At 62.2% G+C, this 15,560-nt stretch carries 17 protein-coding genes; 15 read left to right on the top strand and 2 right to left on the bottom strand.

All coding sequences use genetic code 11. The annotated features are described in order from the left end of the window. Positions 1-42: 42 nt before the first annotated feature. The 13 genes from M1D34_RS12370 (at position 43) to M1D34_RS12310 (ending at position 10,403) form a co-directional block, all read left to right on the top strand. Complete coding sequence (locus tag M1D34_RS12370) at positions 43-1,251, top strand: flagellar hook protein FlgE (protein ID WP_014529020.1); 1,209 nt, start codon at positions 43-45, stop codon at positions 1,249-1,251. Between the two features lie 84 nt (positions 1,252-1,335). Continuing rightward, the gene (gene flgK, locus M1D34_RS12365; RefSeq protein ID WP_498779236.1) at positions 1,336-2,754 is read left to right on the top strand and encodes a flagellar hook-associated protein FlgK; all 1,419 of its coding nucleotides are present in this window, start codon (positions 1,336-1,338) and stop codon (positions 2,752-2,754) included. A 2-nt stretch (positions 2,755-2,756) separates the two neighbouring features. Next, entirely contained in the window at positions 2,757-3,800 is a 1,044-nt protein-coding gene (locus M1D34_RS12360; RefSeq protein ID WP_028011706.1) for a flagellar hook-associated family protein, read from the top strand. 37 nt (positions 3,801-3,837) lie between these two features. After that, on the top strand, positions 3,838-4,185 hold the full coding sequence (gene flaF / locus M1D34_RS12355) for a flagellar biosynthesis regulator FlaF (RefSeq protein WP_003529863.1): 348 nt from the start codon (positions 3,838-3,840) through the stop codon (positions 4,183-4,185). Next, the gene (gene flbT, locus M1D34_RS12350) at positions 4,182-4,631 is read left to right on the top strand and encodes a flagellar biosynthesis repressor FlbT (RefSeq protein WP_003529861.1); all 450 of its coding nucleotides are present in this window, start codon (positions 4,182-4,184) and stop codon (positions 4,629-4,631) included. Before flaF ends, flbT begins: the two co-directional genes overlap by 4 nt. Beyond that, the gene (gene flgD / locus M1D34_RS12345; protein WP_003529859.1) at positions 4,622-5,038 is read left to right on the top strand and encodes a flagellar hook assembly protein FlgD; all 417 of its coding nucleotides are present in this window, start codon (positions 4,622-4,624) and stop codon (positions 5,036-5,038) included. The genes flbT and flgD overlap by 10 nt, the downstream gene beginning before the upstream one ends. Before the next feature lie 6 nt (positions 5,039-5,044). Next, positions 5,045-5,311: a flagellar biosynthetic protein FliQ gene (locus M1D34_RS12340; protein ID WP_003529857.1), complete on the top strand. Its 267-nt coding sequence runs from the start codon at positions 5,045-5,047 to the stop codon at positions 5,309-5,311. A gap of 124 nt (positions 5,312-5,435) precedes the next feature. Beyond that, positions 5,436-7,523 carry a flagellar biosynthesis protein FlhA gene (gene flhA, locus M1D34_RS12335; protein WP_003529855.1) on the top strand — a complete coding sequence of 696 codons (2,088 nt, stop codon included), beginning with the start codon at positions 5,436-5,438 and terminating at the stop codon, positions 7,521-7,523. Next, positions 7,520-8,272 (top strand): flagellar biosynthetic protein FliR, encoded by a 753-nt coding sequence (gene fliR / locus M1D34_RS12330; RefSeq protein ID WP_003529853.1) that lies wholly within the window; start codon positions 7,520-7,522, stop codon positions 8,270-8,272. Before flhA ends, fliR begins: the two co-directional genes overlap by 4 nt. Positions 8,273-8,276: 4 nt before the next feature. Then, on the top strand, positions 8,277-8,690 hold the full coding sequence (locus M1D34_RS12325; protein ID WP_003529852.1) for a hypothetical protein: 414 nt from the start codon (positions 8,277-8,279) through the stop codon (positions 8,688-8,690). 98 nt (positions 8,691-8,788) lie between these two features. Beyond that, complete coding sequence (locus M1D34_RS12320; RefSeq protein ID WP_003529851.1) at positions 8,789-9,343, top strand: rod-binding protein; 555 nt, start codon at positions 8,789-8,791, stop codon at positions 9,341-9,343. Positions 9,344-9,468: 125 nt separating this feature from the next. Further along, the gene (locus tag M1D34_RS12315) at positions 9,469-9,837 is read left to right on the top strand and encodes a hypothetical protein (protein ID WP_003529850.1); all 369 of its coding nucleotides are present in this window, start codon (positions 9,469-9,471) and stop codon (positions 9,835-9,837) included. Further along, positions 9,837-10,403 carry a hypothetical protein gene (locus M1D34_RS12310; protein ID WP_003529849.1) on the top strand — a complete coding sequence of 189 codons (567 nt, stop codon included), beginning with the start codon at positions 9,837-9,839 and terminating at the stop codon, positions 10,401-10,403. The genes M1D34_RS12315 and M1D34_RS12310 overlap by 1 nt, the downstream gene beginning before the upstream one ends. 35 nt (positions 10,404-10,438) lie before the next feature. Here the strand turns inward: M1D34_RS12310 and M1D34_RS12305 are convergent, their stop codons facing one another. Next, a complete protein-coding gene (locus M1D34_RS12305; protein WP_027993873.1) occupies positions 10,439-11,428 on the bottom strand; it encodes a glycosyltransferase family 2 protein in 990 nt (329 codons plus the stop codon). Between the two features lie 319 nt (positions 11,429-11,747). On the opposite strand from M1D34_RS12305, the gene folD reads away from it, so the two are divergent. Next, positions 11,748-12,647, top strand: coding sequence for a bifunctional methylenetetrahydrofolate dehydrogenase/methenyltetrahydrofolate cyclohydrolase FolD (folD, locus tag M1D34_RS12300; protein WP_027993872.1), 900 nt, complete (start codon positions 11,748-11,750; stop codon positions 12,645-12,647). 145 nt (positions 12,648-12,792) lie between these two features. On the opposite strand, the gene M1D34_RS12295 is transcribed toward folD, so the two are convergent. Continuing rightward, a complete protein-coding gene (locus M1D34_RS12295) occupies positions 12,793-13,863 on the bottom strand; it encodes a substrate-binding domain-containing protein (RefSeq protein ID WP_014529028.1) in 1,071 nt (356 codons plus the stop codon). 317 nt (positions 13,864-14,180) lie between these two features. Here M1D34_RS12295 and M1D34_RS12290 point away from each other — a divergent pair, with 317 nt between their 5' ends. Next, the gene (locus M1D34_RS12290; RefSeq protein WP_010968756.1) at positions 14,181-15,557 is read left to right on the top strand and encodes an ABC transporter substrate-binding protein; all 1,377 of its coding nucleotides are present in this window, start codon (positions 14,181-14,183) and stop codon (positions 15,555-15,557) included. Positions 15,558-15,560: the final 3 nt, after the last annotated feature.

Here is a 15,560-nt window from a genome sequence, read left to right as displayed (position 1 = left end):
CCGGTCCCTAGTGTCGCCGCAACAAGGAAATGAGGATCCGATATGAGTCTCTACGGTACCATGAGAACGGGCGTGTCCGGCATGAACGCCCAGTCCAACCGGCTCAGCACAGTCGCCGAGAACATCGCGAACGCCAACACCACCGGCTACAAGCGCGCGTCGACGGAATTCTCATCGATGATCCTGCCATCGGGCAACGGATCCTATAATTCCGGCGGCGTGCAGACGGAGGTGCGCTACAGCATCTCGCAGCAGGGAGCGACGACCTTCACCACCTCGGCCAGCGACCTGGCGATCGACGGCGGTGGCTTCTTCATCGTCGAAGGCGCCAACGGCCAGGAATATCTGACCCGCGCCGGCTCCTTCGTTCCGGACAGCGAAGGCAATCTGGTCAATGCCTCCGGCTTCACTCTGATGGGCTACGAATACGAGGCCGGCGTCGACCCGACGGTCGTCGTCAACGGTTTCGATGGCCTGACCAGGGTCAATCTCGCTTCGGATGGGCTTATCGCGACCGGTTCGACCAAGGGCTCCATGGGCGCGAACCTGCCCTCGGGCGCTGCCGTGGGCGATGTTTCCACCACTTCGCTCGTCGTCTATGACAGCCAGGGCAATACCCGCATTCTGGATTTCAACTACGAGAAGACCGGGGCGAATGCGTGGTCCGTCGAGGTCGTCGACCGGACGTCGTCAACGGTCCTCGGCACACAGACGCTGAACTTCAACGCGGACGGATCCCTTACCGCGACCCCTGCCACATTGACGACATCGGCGATGACGGCCCTTCCCGGCACCGGCGCGAACCTCTCGGCCCTGACTATCGATCTGACGAAGACCACGCAGCTCGGCTACGCCTTCAACGCCGACGGCGGCAATATCGACGGCAACGCACCGAGCAAGGTTGCCGGTTACCAGATCGACTCCGACGGCATCGTCTACGTCAAATACGAGAACGGCAAGCTCGATCCGCGCTATCGCATCGCGCTCGCCAATGTCCAGAGCCCGGACAAGCTGAAGCCGGAATCCGGTAACGTCTATTCGCAGGGCGTCGACTCCGGCGTCATCATCACCGGCTTCGCCGGCTCGGGCGATTTCGGCGAAATCCTCTCCGGCGCGCTCGAAAGCTCGAATGTCGATATCGCCGAGGAACTGACGGCGATGATCGAGTCGCAGCGCAACTACACGGCAAACTCCAAGGTGTTCCAGACCGGTTCGGAACTGCTCGAAGTTCTCGTCAATCTGAAGCGGTAATTCCAACTTCGAAACTACGCACTTCCGGACGTAAGGCCCATTACGGGCTCTTCCCGGGAGTGCCCTGAGAAAACGGTCCCCGGCATGTCGCTGTCTTCTGCAATCGCCATTGCGCAATCCGCGTTCAGCACCACGGCGCAACAAACCGCCACGGTCTCGAAGAACATTGCCAATTCCGGCAATGCGGACTACTCGCGCCGCATGGCGATGCTCGGGACCACCCCGGGCGGCGCCCAGATCGTATCGATCTATCGGGCGCAGAACGAGGCGCTCCTCAAGCAGAACCTGATCGGCATCTCGCAGTCCTCCGCGCAGAGCAGCCTTCTGTCCGGGCTTGAGATCATGAAATCGGCGCTCGGCGGCAATGACTACGAGTCGTCGCCCTCCACCTATCTCTCGGCCTTCCGCAACAGCCTGCAGACTTTCGCGTCGACGCCCGGCAATGCGACGATCGCCGCCACCGTGGTGTCGGATGCATCGGATCTTGCCAACTCGATCAGCAAGACGTCGGCCGCCGTTCAGGACCTTCGTCTCGACTCGGACAAGAAAATCGCCGAGGAGGTCGCCAATCTGAACCGCCTTCTCGCGCAGTTCGAGACGGCGAACAATGCCGTCAAGCAGGCGACGGCTGCCGGAACGGACGCGACCGCTGCGCTCGACGATCGCGACAAGATCCTGAAGCAGGTATCGGAGCTTGTCGGTATCTCCACCGTCACGCGGGCAAACAACGATACCGTCATCTACACCTCGGGCGGCACCGTCCTGTTCGAGACGCTTCCGAGAGAGGTCACGTTTGCGCCGAAGAGCGCTTACGATGCTACTGTCACCGGCAACGGCATATTCATCGACGGCGTGCCGCTCGCTGCCGGCAGCGGCGCCGACACCAGTGCCCAGGGCAAGCTCGCGGGCCTGCTTCAGCTGCGCGACGACATCGCTCCGACGTTCCAGTCGCAGCTCGACGAGATGGCGCGCGGCCTCGTCACCCTGTTCAAGGAAGGCGGCCTGCCGGGACTCTTCACCTGGTCGGGCGGAACCGTACCGGCCGCCGGCGCCGTCCAGCCGGGGCTCGCCGCGAGCCTTTCGGTCAATCCCGCGGCGAAGGCCAATCCCTTCCTCCTGCGCGACGGCGGCTTCAACGGCGTCGTTTCGAACCCGGACGGCAATGCCGGTTATACGGTCCTGCTCGACGGTTTCGTCACTGCGATGGACGGCGACATGGCGTTCGACGGCGCGACCGGGGTCGACGCCACGAGCTCGATCATGGAATTCGCCGCGTCTTCCATCGGCTGGTTCGAGCAGATACGCAGCGGCGCCTCCACGGCCGATGACAACAAGGCGGCGCTGCTGGCCCGCACGCAGGAGGCGCTCGGCAGCGTGACCGGGGTGAGCATCGACGAGGAACTGTCGCTGCTTCTCGACCTGGAGCAGTCCTACAAGGCCTCGGCCAAGTTGATCAGCACCGTCGACGCCATGATGGCGTCGCTTCTCGAAGCCGTGAGGTAATCATGAAGACGTCCTTCGTTTCGAACCTGGCCGTTCAGAACGCCATGCGGCTGACCATCCAGCAGGGGCAGGCTGAACTTCTGAAGCTGCAGACGGAGGTGACGACCGGCCGCCACGCCGATGTCGGGCTGGCGCTCGGTTCCTCGGCGGCGCGGTCCGTGAGCCTGCAGCGCGAGCTCGCGCGGCTCGGTACGCTCGTCGATACCAATTCCGTCGTCACCCAGCGGCTTGCCGCCTCGCAATCCGCCCTCTCCGCGATGGCCGAGGCGGCGCAGCAGGTGCGCAACACCCTCGTCACCTTCAAGGGCAATGATGCCGCCGATCAGCTCGCAATCCAGAAGACCGAAATACAGAGCGCCATGTCGGCCTTTTCGTCGGCGGCGAACCTGTCCTTCAACGGCGAATTTCTCTTCGCCGGCATCAACACCGACGTGAGGCCCTTCGACGACTATAACGCCGCGGCGAAGTCGACCTTCGACACCGCGCTCGCCACCTACATGTCGGCGAACGGCATTGCCTCCATGAGCGATTTCACGAAGGCGGAGATGGAGGACTTCATCACCAACACGCTCGAGCCGCTTTATGCAAGCGATGCGCAATGGGCTGCCGATTGGTCCAAGGCCTCGAGCCAGAACATGACGAGCCGCATCAGCACGACGGAAGTGGTGCAGAGCTCCACCAATGCGACGACGGAAGGCTTCCGGAAATTCGCTCTCGCCAGCGTGATCGCGCTGGAACTGATGGACGAAAATGTCAGTTCCGAAGTCCGTGCCTATATCGGCGAGGCCGCGCTCGGCTATGTCGAGCAGGCCAATACGCAGATCACGGCGGAGCGCAGCACTCTCGGTATTTCCGAAGCGCGCGTGAAAAAGGCGAATACCTCCCTTCAAGCCCAGATCAAGCTGATCAACACACATATTACCGATCTCGAAGGCGTCGACACCTACGAGGCTTCGACACGGATGAACACGCTGCTGACGCAGGTAGAGACCTCCTACACGCTGACGGCGCGGATCCAGCGGTTGAGTTTGATAGACTTCCTCTAATGACTAGAGGATGCGGACAAGCATGAGGGATGTCTGAATGTATCAGTTTGCATACGCCGAGATCATGGAGGAAGGCGTAGCCGTTTCCAAGGATCGGGAGAAGCAGGTTCTCGATCGTTCCATCGCGCTCTTGCAGGCGGCGAAGGAAAAGGACGGATACACCCGGGAAGCGATCGAAGCGGTCTACTTCACCCGGCGTCTCTGGATCCGGTTCATCGAAGATCTGCGCGCGCCGGACAACCAGCTCAACGAAGAGCTGCGCGCCAACCTCATCTCGATCGGAATCTGGATTCTGAACGAGACGGAGAAGATCCGCAAACGCGAGTCTTCCAACTTCCAGGGCATAATCGACATAACCACCATCATCAGGGATGGACTGAAATGAAGAGCACACTGCGTATTTCGCTGAAATCGGGCGAAAGGATCTTTGTAAACGGCGCAGTGCTGCGCGTCGACCGCAAGGTCGCGATCGAATTCCTGAACGACGTGACCTTCCTCCTGGAAAACCACGTCCTGCAGCCCGAAGATGCGACGACACCGCTGCGGCAGCTCTATTTCATCGCCCAGATGATCCTGATCAATCCGGAAGGCGCGGACCAGTCGACCGCGATGTTCCGCAAGTCGATCGTGATGCTGCTCAACTGCTTCAAGCACGACGAGGTGCTGGCCGAACTCAAGCGCATCGACGGGCTGGTCACGCAGGGCCGGGCCTTCGAGGCACTGAAGGCGATCCGGGGGCTTTATCCGATCGAGGACCAGATACTCAACGCGCAGGAACTGACGCCTGCGACGGTGGAACAGATACGCAAGGAGATCGCGCCATGGCGGTAAGCGGCGTCAACAACACGTCCAACAGCTACACGCCCACGGTTTCCGCTACGGACTCGGCGGGCGACGCCAGCGCGGCGACGCTCAACTACGAGAGCTTCCTCAAGCTGCTCGTGGCGCAGATGAAGAACCAGGATCCGACGCAGCCGATGGACGCGACGCAGCAGATCGCGCAGCTTGCGACCTTCTCGCAGGTGGAGCAGACGATCAAGACCAACAAGAACCTCGAGAGCCTGCTGCAGCGCACCGCGCTCAGCGAGGCGGACGCGGTGATCGGCAGGACGGTCACCAGCGCCGACGGCAAGACCACTGGCGTCGTCAAGGAGGTGAAACTATACTCCGATGGAATCATCGCGGTGCTCGATACGGGCAAGGAGCTCGTCATCGGTCCGGGCGTCATAATGAAGTGAGTTCCCATGAATGAGGCAGATGCCCTCGACATCGTACAGGCGGCGATCTGGACAGTGATCGTGGCCTCGGGCCCTGCCGTTCTCGCCGCAATGGTGGTCGGCGTCGGCATCGCCTTCATCCAGGCCCTGACCCAGGTCCAGGAGATGACGCTGACATTCGTGCCGAAGATTCTCGCGGTGATGATCACCGCCGCAATTTCCGCGCCCTTCGTCGGCGCGCAGATTTCGATCTTCACCGATATCGTGTTCTCGCGGATACAAAGCGGGTTTTAGAGATCGGCGACAACGCCGCCTACCCCATACCACCTTCGCGCAAGCTTGGCCCTCTAGGACTCTGCCATACCCTTGGGCAGATCTTATGATCGCTGCCCGCCTCTCATGAAGAGACGGAAGAGACATGGCACAACAGGCGACGCTGACGATCCCGAAACTTGCACCCAAGAGCCGGGACGTCGGCTTTGCGCTCGGGATCGTGATGATCCTTTCGATCCTGTTCCTGCCTATTCCCCCCTTCCTGATCGATCTCGGGCTCGCCTTCTCCATTTCTTTCTCGGTGCTGATCCTGATGGTCGCGCTCTGGATCCAGCGGCCGCTCGATTTCTCGTCTTTCCCGACGATTCTGCTGATCTCGACCATGATCCGTCTGGCGCTGAACATCGCCACCACGCGCGTCATCCTTTCCCATGGGCATGAGGGCCATGGCGCCGCAGGCGGGGTCATCTCCGGTTTCGCCAGCCTCGTCATGTCCGGGGATTTCGTGATCGGTCTCATCGTCTTCCTCATCCTGATCACGGTGAACTTCATCGTCATCACCAAGGGTGCCACGCGTATCGCCGAAGTCGGCGCCCGCTTCACCCTCGATGCGATCCCCGGCAAGCAGATGTCGATCGATGCCGACCTCTCGGCCGGCCTGATCGACGAGAAGGAAGCGCAGCGCCGCCGCCGCGAACTGGAGGAGGAGAGCTCCTTCTTCGGCGCGATGGACGGTGCGTCCAAATTCGTGCGCGGCGATGCGATCGCCGGCCTGATCATTACCGCGATCAACGTCTTCGGCGGCATCATCATCGGCTATCTGCGGCATGACATGGAGATCGGCGAGGCGGCCGATGTCTTCGTCAAGCTTTCCGTCGGCGACGGTCTCGTCTCCCAGATCCCGGCGCTGATCGTGTCGCTCGCCGCGGGCCTGCTCGTCTCGCGCGGCGGCACCGCCGGTTCCACCGACCAGGCGGTCGTCGGCCAGCTCAGCGGTTATCCCCGGGCGCTGATGGTTGCCTCCGGGCTGATCGTCCTGCTCTCCGTCACGCCCGGCCTGCCTTTCCTCCCCTTTGCGGCGCTTGGCGGCGGCATGGCCTTCCTCAGCTGGTTCATTCCGAAGCAGATCGAGGCCGAGAAGGCGGCAAAGCGGGACGAGGAGGCGGCGAAGGCGCAGCAGAGCAAGGAAAGCGACAAGGATTCGGTCAAATCGGTGCTGAAGACCGCGGAGATCGAGCTGCTGCTCGGCAAGCAGGTCTCCACCAGGCTGCTGGGCGCCCATCAGGAGCTTGCCTTCCGCGTCGGCAAGATGCGCCGGAAGTTCGCCCTCCAATACGGCCTCGTCGTTCCGGAGATCAAGGTCTCCGACGACATCACCATCCCCGACAAGGCCTATCATGTCCGCATCCACGGCACCACGATCGCCTCCAACACGGTCCGCGTGGGCGAAGTGCTGGTGGTTACCGGCGGCGGGCGGCGGCCGAGCGTGCCTGGCGACGACATCCGGGAACCGGCATTCGGCATGCCGGCGGTGTCGATCCTCGAGACGTTCACGGAAGACCTGAAGCGCGAAGGCTTCCACCCGATCGACAACGTATCGGTGGTGCTGACGCATTTGAGCGAAGTGATCCGCAACAATCTTCCGCAGCTTCTCTCCTACAAGGACGTGAAGGTGCTGATCGAACGGCTCGACCCGGAATACCGCAAGCTCGCGGACGAGATCTGTACCTCGCACATGTCCTATTCCGGCCTGCAGGCGGTGCTGAAACTGCTGCTCGCCGAACGCGTCTCGATCCGCAATCTTCATCTGATCCTCGAAGCCGTGGCGGAGCTCGCCCCGCATGTGCGCAAGACCGAGCAGATCGTCGAACATGTGCGGGTGCGCATGTCGCAGCAGCTCTGCGGCGATCTCGCCGACAATGGCGTGCTGCGCGTGCTGAGGCTTGGGAACAAATGGGACATGGTCTTCCACCAGGCGCTCAAGCGCGACGCCAAGGGTGAGATCGTCGAGTTCGATATCGACCCGCGCCATCTCGAGGAGTTCAGCGAGCAGGCGACGAAGGTAATCCGTGAACATCTCGACCGCGGCATGCCCTTCGTACTGGTAAGTTCGCCCGAATCCCGGTCTTATGTGCGCATGATCATCGAACGCCTCTTCGCCACGTTGCCCGTGCTCTCGCATGTCGAGCTCGCCAAGGGACTCGAGATCAAGATCATCGGCTCGATTTCATGATCACCGACCCCGAGGGCACGGTTCTGGCGCTGTTTGCGGCCTTCTGCCGGATCGGCGGCTGCGTCATGATCATGCCGGGATTCTCGACCGCGCGCGTCCCCATGCAGATACGGCTGTTCATCGCGGTGGCGCTCTCCATGGCCATCCTGCCGATCATGTGGACGGACATCTATCCGCAGGTGACGGGCAAGGGTCACGACTATCTCTACCTCGTCGCGACCGAGACCGCCGTCGGCGCGGTGATCGGGCTCGTCGCGCGCTACTACGTGCTCGGGCTGCAGTTCGCCGGCACCGCGATCACCATGCTGATGGGGTTCGGCTCGCCGCCGGCGGCGGACGTGCTGGAGGATACGGCGGAAAACCAGCTCACCAGCATGATCGGTTTTGCCGGGCTGATGATTCTCTTCATGCTGGATTTCCACCACGTGATTTTCGAGGCGATCGCGCAGTCCTACCGGGTGATGCCGATCGGCGCCGGCTTCGACCCGCAGGGCACGCTGATCACGCTCACCAATTCGCTCGGTCAGACCTTCATGATCATGCTCCGGCTCGCCAGCCCCTTCGTGATCTACGGCCTGCTGTTCAACGTGGCGATCGGGATGGTCAACAAGCTGGCGCCGCAGATACCGGTCTACTTCATTTCCCAGCCCTACCTCATCATGGGCGGCCTGTTCCTTCTCTATCTCGGCATCGCCGCGATGCTGCGTCTCTTCGCCGACGGCTTCGCGCCCGTCATGCAGGGCGGCTAGCTCGATGAAGGCGCGGTCGGAAAAGCTGAAACGCCTGGTCGCCGTCCAGCGGCACCTGGAGCGGATGGCCGAAAGCGAAGTGGCCGAGACCGCCCGCCAACGGACCGAACTAGCCGGAACGATCGACGTCGTGGTCGACGCCATGGGGTCGGCCCATCCGATGCATCGTGTGTTTTCAGGTCACTATGCCTCCCAACTCGGGCGACTCGTGCAGAAGGACCAGATGCTGCTCGGAATCCAGCAGGTGCATGAAGCCCGCATGATGAAGGAACGCGCCAAGGGCGACCGGCTCGAGGAACACATGAAGGACGCCCGGCTGTCGGAGGACCGCGAAGCCGCCGACAATTCGATCCTCGACCTGATCGACCAGCACGTCTCGGGCGGCGCGCCAGCTTCCGGTAAGGTTGACGGGCGATAGTACCTCAACCGGGGAGCCAGCAAGGGTGGCTTTCCGCTTCACGAACATCGCCTTGCCCGGCAAACGAGATGCCGGCTTCGGCTTTGAGAGGATCTGACATGGCTATTTCTCCGCCCAGCGATCTGGTGATGGACGTCGTCCGCGCGGCCGATCCGGCTGAGGTCCAGGAGGCCCAGGCGCGGCTCAAGGCCAATCGCGCCGCTTTCCAGGCGACCAGCCTCGCGGAAAACGGCGATGGCTTCGCGGCGCACGTTTCTTCGGTACTCAATTCTGCCGAGGGATCGAGCGGTCTTGGAGACATCAGCAATCGGGCCGAAGCGAAGAAGATCCCGGAGACCTATCGGAAATTCGAGGCGATGGTCCTGCAGAATTTCGTGAAATCCATGCTTCCGAGCGAAAGCGAAAACGTCTTCGGCAAGGGCACCTCCGGCGACATCTGGAAAAGCATGATGGCCGAGCAGATCGGCGACGTGCTCGCCAAGGGCGGCGGGATCGGCATCGCCGATCAGATGGTAGGCGACGATGCGACCGACCGGGTGAACGCCTCGCTCGACGGCGACAGCCGGAACCTCGCCGCCGGCATGGTCCAGGAATATGAGCGCAAGGCGCTCTCGTCCTTCCTGCCCAACGATGAAGAGAAGAAGCAGGCCTGATGCTTGTCGCCCGGACCGCGAAGCGGCTTGGCGAAGTACATTCATACCAATCGAAACAAGCGGGCGAAAGAATGCCTGGGCATCGTTCCGCCCGCGCCCTGCGATAGTGCATATGGGAGTTGATTATGGAAGCTGTGGCATCCAACGACCTGCGGATCCAAAATGTTCTCGGCCGACTGGAGATGATCATCGACAACGAGAACAGCCGTATCGGTGCGGACCCCGAATTCGACCTCAAGACGTCGAATGCCCACAAGAGCCGGTGCCTCTACGAATTGACCATGCTTCATCGCGACGCGGGGCCGGGTGAGATCTCGCCGGCCTTCGCGGCACAGACGCGCCATCTCAGGAGCAAGCTGCAGGTCAACGCGCAGAAGGTGGCGGCGCACCTGGAAGCGGTCCGCTCCGTCGTCGACCTCCTCAAGACCGCCGCCCAGGATGCGGATGCGGACGGCATCTATACCGAAGCGCAATTCCGCTACAGCGATTTCTGATGTTGAAGCTCGTCCTCACCGGAGTCTGGGTCTGCGCCGTCACGCTCGGGTCGGTTTATTTTTCGATGCAGCATGCCTCGGCGCCGGTGGTTTCGGATGCGGAGGCGGACCGGCGCGCGTCGCAGGAATATGTCCCCGGGGAGATGATAACGATCCCGTCCATCAAGGACGGTGCGGTGCAGGGCTATTTCCTTGCCAAGCTCTCCTTTTCGGCATCGCGGGAAGGTATCGCCAAGCTGCATGCGCCTCTGCGCCAGCTCGTCACCGACGAGCTCTACGACATGCTCGTGGGCTCGAGATTCATCGATGTCGCCGATACGGCTACGTTCGACCTGGCTGCCTTCAAGGTTGCGGTCAAGGATGGCCTCAACAGAAAGCTCGGAAGCGAGGTCATTTCCGAAGTTCTGGTCGAGCAGCTCGAGTATCTGACCAAAGAGGACGTGGAACGCGTCGCCAACAGCCAGAACCGCCCTTATCAGAAGCCTGTGCCGATCCTCGACAGGAACGGCCAGGGGGCCTCTGATCGGCTACCGGAGAGCGCGGTGCAGGCGACGAGCGCGCACTGACGCCTGCCGTGCCGCGCGTTTTGCCGGCGACTGCGTCAGTCCCTGTCGCGATTGCCGTCCCGCGTATCGTCCGCGTCTATCCTGGCGGTCAGCCGGCCGATCGCGACGTGGAGAGGATGGAGGCTGGCCGCGGCAAGGCCGGTCTCTCTCCAGAGCCTGAGCCCTACCGGCAGCGACGAGGCCAGCAGCCATAGGGACTTGCAGAGGGTTTTCAGTCGTCCGGAGAAGGTCGCGTCGCGCTGGTGCTCCATCAGCGTCGAAATCGCACCTTTCTCGAGGCTGCGGGCACGTGTCCACGAAGCCGTCGTGTGATGAGCCGGAACCGATTCCGCGACCCAGGCATCCGCAGCCCAGGCGAAGGAGAAGCCTTTCGCCTTGCACCGGTCGAAGAAATCCGCGTCGCCGATGCCGACGATATTCAGCGCCGGATCCAGGAACGGCCGCGGCATGCCGTCGAGCACCCGTCGCGTGATCAGGACGTTGCCTGCGGAGTAAAGGACGGGTACGGGCCCGCTCCCATGGTAGGGAGGTGCGAAGACGGGGTGGCGCTTCCACTTCTGTTCCTGAGGATGCCCCAAGACCGGAAGCTGCGGACCGCCGACGATGTCCGCGTCATGGGCTTCCTGCACCGCCATCAGACAATCGAGCCATTCGGGAGCGGCTATCTCGTCATCATAGATGACGGCGACGAGGCCGATTCTCGGAAAGAGTTCGAGAGCGGCTGTCAATCCGGCATTGCAGGCATGGGCATATCCGTGGCGGCGTGCGACGACGACGGAGGAATCGAAGGAATGGCCGCTGAAGAAGTCTTTGGCCGCCTGCGCGCCGGCCAGCCCGTCCGCGTCGTTTTCGACGACAATGGTCGCGAGGGGGACATCGGGCCGCTGCGAGACGATGGTCCTCAGCGTCTTGACGAGATGATCCGGACGCCGGAACGTGGGCACGATGACGACGAGCTCGATATCCGACGCATCTTCCAGCTTCGTCTGAAAATGGATGAAACTGTCCTGGCCGTCCGACGTCATCGTCAAAGCCCGCGCCGATTCGATGCAATGAGTACAGCAAATCTTCCTAAACAGAGGTTGAATCCAAAACAGCCTTTCGAATGAGGATTTTACGCCCGGTCTCGGCAATGCAAAAGCCGGAATCGTCGATGCGCCCCAGGGAGCAAGGCGATCTCTCATCGGTACAACGAAATTGCCGCGTCGCACTGCGGATGGCGCTTCCATGCGCGCCGGGCACTTGCAATTATGCGTTTGGAACAGCATAGGGCGCATGCAGGCAATCGCCGGATGCGGCTTGATCTAGAGTGTGCCGCGTTCGGGACTAATCGGGAGATACGCCGTGACGACTGTGATTGATGGCAAGGACGTTGCTGCTTCGGTCATCGAAACCGTGAAATCCGCCACGAGCGCACTGGAAAGCGAGACGGGCGTGCGCGCGGGTCTCGCGGTCGTCATCGTCGGGGACGATCCCGCAAGCCACACTTACGTGTCGGCGAAGAGCAGGATGGCGAAGGAATGCGGCTTCCTGTCGGTCCAGCACACGCTGCCCGAGGAGACCTCGCAGGAGGAGCTCGCGGCGCTGGTCGCCGAGCTCAATGCGGATCCGTCAATCCACGGCATTCTCGTGCAGCTGCCTTTGCCGAAACACCTCCGCTCGGAACCGATCATCCAGTCGATCCTTCCGGAAAAGGACGTCGACGGACTGCATGTCGTCAATGCCGGCAAGCTCGCGACCGGCGACCTCGAAGGCGGGCTCGTCTCCTGCACGCCGGCCGGCGCGATGGTCTTCGTGCGCCGGACTTACGGCGATGATCTTTCCGGGCTCAATGCCGTCGTCATCGGCCGCTCCAACCTCTTCGGCAAGCCGATGTCCGCCCTGCTTCTCGCGGCCAATGCGACGGTCACGACGGCGCATTCGCGCACCAAGGATCTGGCGGCCGTTTGCCGCAACGCGGACATCCTGGTAGCCGCGGTCGGGCGCCCCGAGATGGTCAAGGCGGACTGGGTCAAGCCCGGTGCCATGGTGGTCGACGTCGGCATCAACCGCGTCCCGGCGCCCGAACGCGGCGAGGGCAGGACGAAGCTCGTCGGCGATGTCGCCTTCGACGAGTGTGCGAAGGTCGCAGGCGTGATCACGCCGGTACCGGGGGGCGTCGGGCCGATGACGATCGCCATGCTGATGGCGAACACGATCATCGCCGCCTGCCGCATGGCCGGCCGCAAGCCTCCGAAGTTCTGACTGCCGCCTGGGTCTAAGACAGCCCTCCCCAACCCCTCCCCACAAGGGGCCACAAGGGGAGGGGCTTCGTTGCTGCGCCCGCTACATGCTTTTCGGCCGTCCACTCTGCTGGAACGGTCCGGAAAGGCGAGATGGATGCGGCGGGTTAAGCCCCTCCCACCTGTGGGGAGGGGTTGGGGAGGGGTGATCTGTCCGGTGCAGGCCCCGTCGAGGCACGCACGATCAGTTCGGCGCGCCAAAGCTCCTGCTCGGGATAGTCTCCCTGATTGAGTATGCCGCCGATCAGCCGCTTGGCGATGCGTGCACCTGCCGCGCGAAGCGAGGAGCGCGTCGTCGTCAGCGGTACGCTGAAGTTCTCGGGCTTCAGCATCGGCAGCACGTCGTCATGGGCGATGAGCGAGATGTCGGTGCCGATGGCGAGTCCGGCCTGGTTGATCGCCCGCACGGCGCCGAGCGCCAGCACTGTACTGGAACAAAGGACGGCGGTCGGCGGGGCCGGCCGTTTGAGGAAACGCTGCATGCTCCGATAGCCATGCTCGTCGGTCATCGCCGAGTGATGGACGAGCGCATCGTCGAGGTTGAGACCCTTCTCCGCGAGCGCGCGCACCAGCCCTTTCCTCCTGCGGATGGAGAAGGTGAGGTGTTCCGGCCCGTTGATCAGGGCGATGCGGTTGTGGCCGAGCTGGATGAGAAGCCTGGCGGCGTCGTAGAAGGCGCCGGTATTGTCCACGTCGAGGAACGGATAGTCCCGGGGACCGCCGATGGAGCGGCCATGCACCACGAAGGGAATGGAAAGTGCCTTCAGCATCTCGATGCGGGGATCGTTGGCGCGCATATAGGCGATGAAGACAGCGTCGACATTGCCGCTCGCTGCAAGCCGGCGGAATGTCGCCTCCTCGTCTTCGGGCGCACTGGGGTTCAACACGAAGTGGAAATCGTGCTCCACCGCTTCTTCCGCCAGCCCCGCCAGGAATTCACCGAAATGGATGTCCGAATCGATTCCGGCTGCGATCGGCATGACGAGCCCGATCGAATAGGCTTTCCCGGTCGCGAGGCGCTGTGCGGCACGGTTGGGCCTGTATCCCGTCTCGCGCACCGCCTCCAGCACCCGTGCCCGCGTTTCCGCATTGACCTCCGGATAGCCGTTCAGCGCCCGGCTGACCGTGGTCTGGGACAGGCCGAGCAGTTCCGCCAATTGCTTGAGATTGACCGGCATGGCGAGAATCCTTCCAAAGCGCTTTGAATATCTTTTTCATTTTTCTTGCTTCGGCAAGCACCTCTGATGACCTGTATCATCGGGATCGGCTTCAAAAAAGCGAAAAACCCGCATCTTGCGCCGCAAAACGTTGCCGCAAAGCAAAAATGCCGCACAATTCTGCAGGGGAAGGAAAGCTCTTGACTCTTTCTCTGCAGCGATGGAGTGTTAGCGAACTCAAAGCGCTTTGAATGCTCGGCATAAACGGAGCCATGAATTCGCGCTTTGACATTCGCCCGAGGCGTCCGCCCGGGCTTCTTTTTGGGGGAGGACAAGAGGTGAAGAGATCATTGCTGATCGGCGTGGCCGCATTCGCATTGCTTGCAGGGACTGCTGGGCTTGCAGGGACTGCCGGCGCCGCCGACCTGAAATTCAAGCCGGGAGAGGATTCCAGGTTCAACTGGGCGAGCCTGGAGGAGTTCAAGAAGGGTCACGACCTCAAGGGGCAGACGCTCACCATCTTCGGTCCCTGGCGCGGCGAGGACGAGGCTCTGTTCAAGAGCGTCTACGCCTATTTCGTCGAGGCGACCGGCGTGGAGCTCAAGTATTCCTCCTCGGAAAACTACGAGCAGCAGATCGTCATCGATACGCAGGCGGGAAGCCCGCCTGATGTCGCAATCCTGCCGCAGCCGGGTCTCATCGCCGATCTGGCCGCCAAGGGCCTTCTGACGCCGCTCGGCGACGAAACCAAGCAATGGCTCCTCGACAACTATGCTGCAGGCCAGTCCTGGGTCGACCTCTCCACCTATAACGGCAAGGACGGAACGTCCGCGCTTTACGCCTTCCCGTACAAGATCGACGTCAAGTCTCTCGTCTGGTACGTGCCGGAGAACTTCGAGGATGCCGGCTACGAAGTGCCCAAGACCATGGAAGAATTGAAAGCGCTGACGGAGAAGATCGCCGAGGACGGCGAAAAGCCGTGGTGCATCGGTCTCGGTTCGGGCGGCGCGACCGGCTGGCCGGCGACCGACTGGGTCGAGGACCTGATGCTGCGGACCCAGCCCGCCGAGACCTACGACAAATGGGTGAAGAACGAGATACCCTTCACGGATGCGGCGGTCACGGGTGCACTGGAGGAGTTCGGCTGGTTCGCGCGCAATGACGCCTTCGTCGACGGCGGCGCAGCGGCGGTGGCGTCGACCGACTTCCGGGACAGCCCGAAAGGCCTCTTCAGTTCTCCGCCGAAGTGCTACCTGCACCACCAGGCCTCGTTCATTCCGTCCTTCTTCCCGGAAGGCAAGGTCGTCGGAGAGGATGCCGACTTCTTCTACATGCCGCCTTATGAAAGCAAAAAGGAGCTCGGCAATCCGGTGCTCGGCGCAGGCACGCTTGCGATGATCACCAAGGACACGCCGGCGGCACGCGCCTTCATCGAGTTCCTGAAGACCCCGATCGCGCACGAGGTCTGGATGGCGCAGACGAGCTTCCTCACGCCTTACAAGAGCGTCAACGTCGACGTCTACGGAAATCCGCCGCTGAAGAAACAGGGTGAAATCCTGCTGAACGCCACGACGTTCCGCTTCGACGGCTCCGACCTGATGCCCGGCAAGATCGGCGCCGGCGCCTTCTGGACCGGCATGGTCGATTTCGTCGGGGGCAAGTCCTCGGCTGACGTCGCGGCCGGCGTACAGAAGGCATGGGACTCCATCAAGTAAGAT

The organism is Ensifer sp. D2-11 (assembly GCF_054161295.1).
This window is presented reverse-complemented; position numbering and strand designations above follow the sequence as displayed.

What these genes read in the sequence shown, in the direction of transcription:
- M1D34_RS12315 (WP_003529850.1), top strand. Translation starts at nt 9,469, where the DNA reads ATGGAAGCTGTGGCATCCAACGACCTGCGGATCCAAAATGTTCTCGGC.
- fliR (WP_003529853.1), top strand. Translation starts at nt 7,520, where the DNA reads ATGATCACCGACCCCGAGGGCACGGTTCTGGCGCTGTTTGCGGCCTTC.
- flgD (WP_003529859.1), top strand. Translation starts at nt 4,622, where the DNA reads ATGGCGGTAAGCGGCGTCAACAACACGTCCAACAGCTACACGCCCACG.
- flgK (WP_498779236.1), top strand. Translation starts at nt 1,336, where the DNA reads ATGTCGCTGTCTTCTGCAATCGCCATTGCGCAATCCGCGTTCAGCACC.
- M1D34_RS12325 (WP_003529852.1), top strand. Translation starts at nt 8,277, where the DNA reads ATGAAGGCGCGGTCGGAAAAGCTGAAACGCCTGGTCGCCGTCCAGCGG.
- flaF (WP_003529863.1), top strand. Translation starts at nt 3,838, where the DNA reads ATGTATCAGTTTGCATACGCCGAGATCATGGAGGAAGGCGTAGCCGTT.
- M1D34_RS12370 (WP_014529020.1), top strand. Translation starts at nt 43, where the DNA reads ATGAGTCTCTACGGTACCATGAGAACGGGCGTGTCCGGCATGAACGCC.
- flhA (WP_003529855.1), top strand. Translation starts at nt 5,436, where the DNA reads ATGGCACAACAGGCGACGCTGACGATCCCGAAACTTGCACCCAAGAGC.
- M1D34_RS12295 (WP_014529028.1), bottom strand. Translation starts at nt 13,863, where the DNA reads ATGCCGGTCAATCTCAAGCAATTGGCGGAACTGCTCGGCCTGTCCCAG.
- M1D34_RS12360 (WP_028011706.1), top strand. Translation starts at nt 2,757, where the DNA reads ATGAAGACGTCCTTCGTTTCGAACCTGGCCGTTCAGAACGCCATGCGG.
- M1D34_RS12310 (WP_003529849.1), top strand. Translation starts at nt 9,837, where the DNA reads ATGTTGAAGCTCGTCCTCACCGGAGTCTGGGTCTGCGCCGTCACGCTC.
- flbT (WP_003529861.1), top strand. Translation starts at nt 4,182, where the DNA reads ATGAAGAGCACACTGCGTATTTCGCTGAAATCGGGCGAAAGGATCTTT.
- M1D34_RS12305 (WP_027993873.1), bottom strand. Translation starts at nt 11,428, where the DNA reads ATGACGTCGGACGGCCAGGACAGTTTCATCCATTTTCAGACGAAGCTG.
- M1D34_RS12340 (WP_003529857.1), top strand. Translation starts at nt 5,045, where the DNA reads ATGAATGAGGCAGATGCCCTCGACATCGTACAGGCGGCGATCTGGACA.
- M1D34_RS12320 (WP_003529851.1), top strand. Translation starts at nt 8,789, where the DNA reads ATGGCTATTTCTCCGCCCAGCGATCTGGTGATGGACGTCGTCCGCGCG.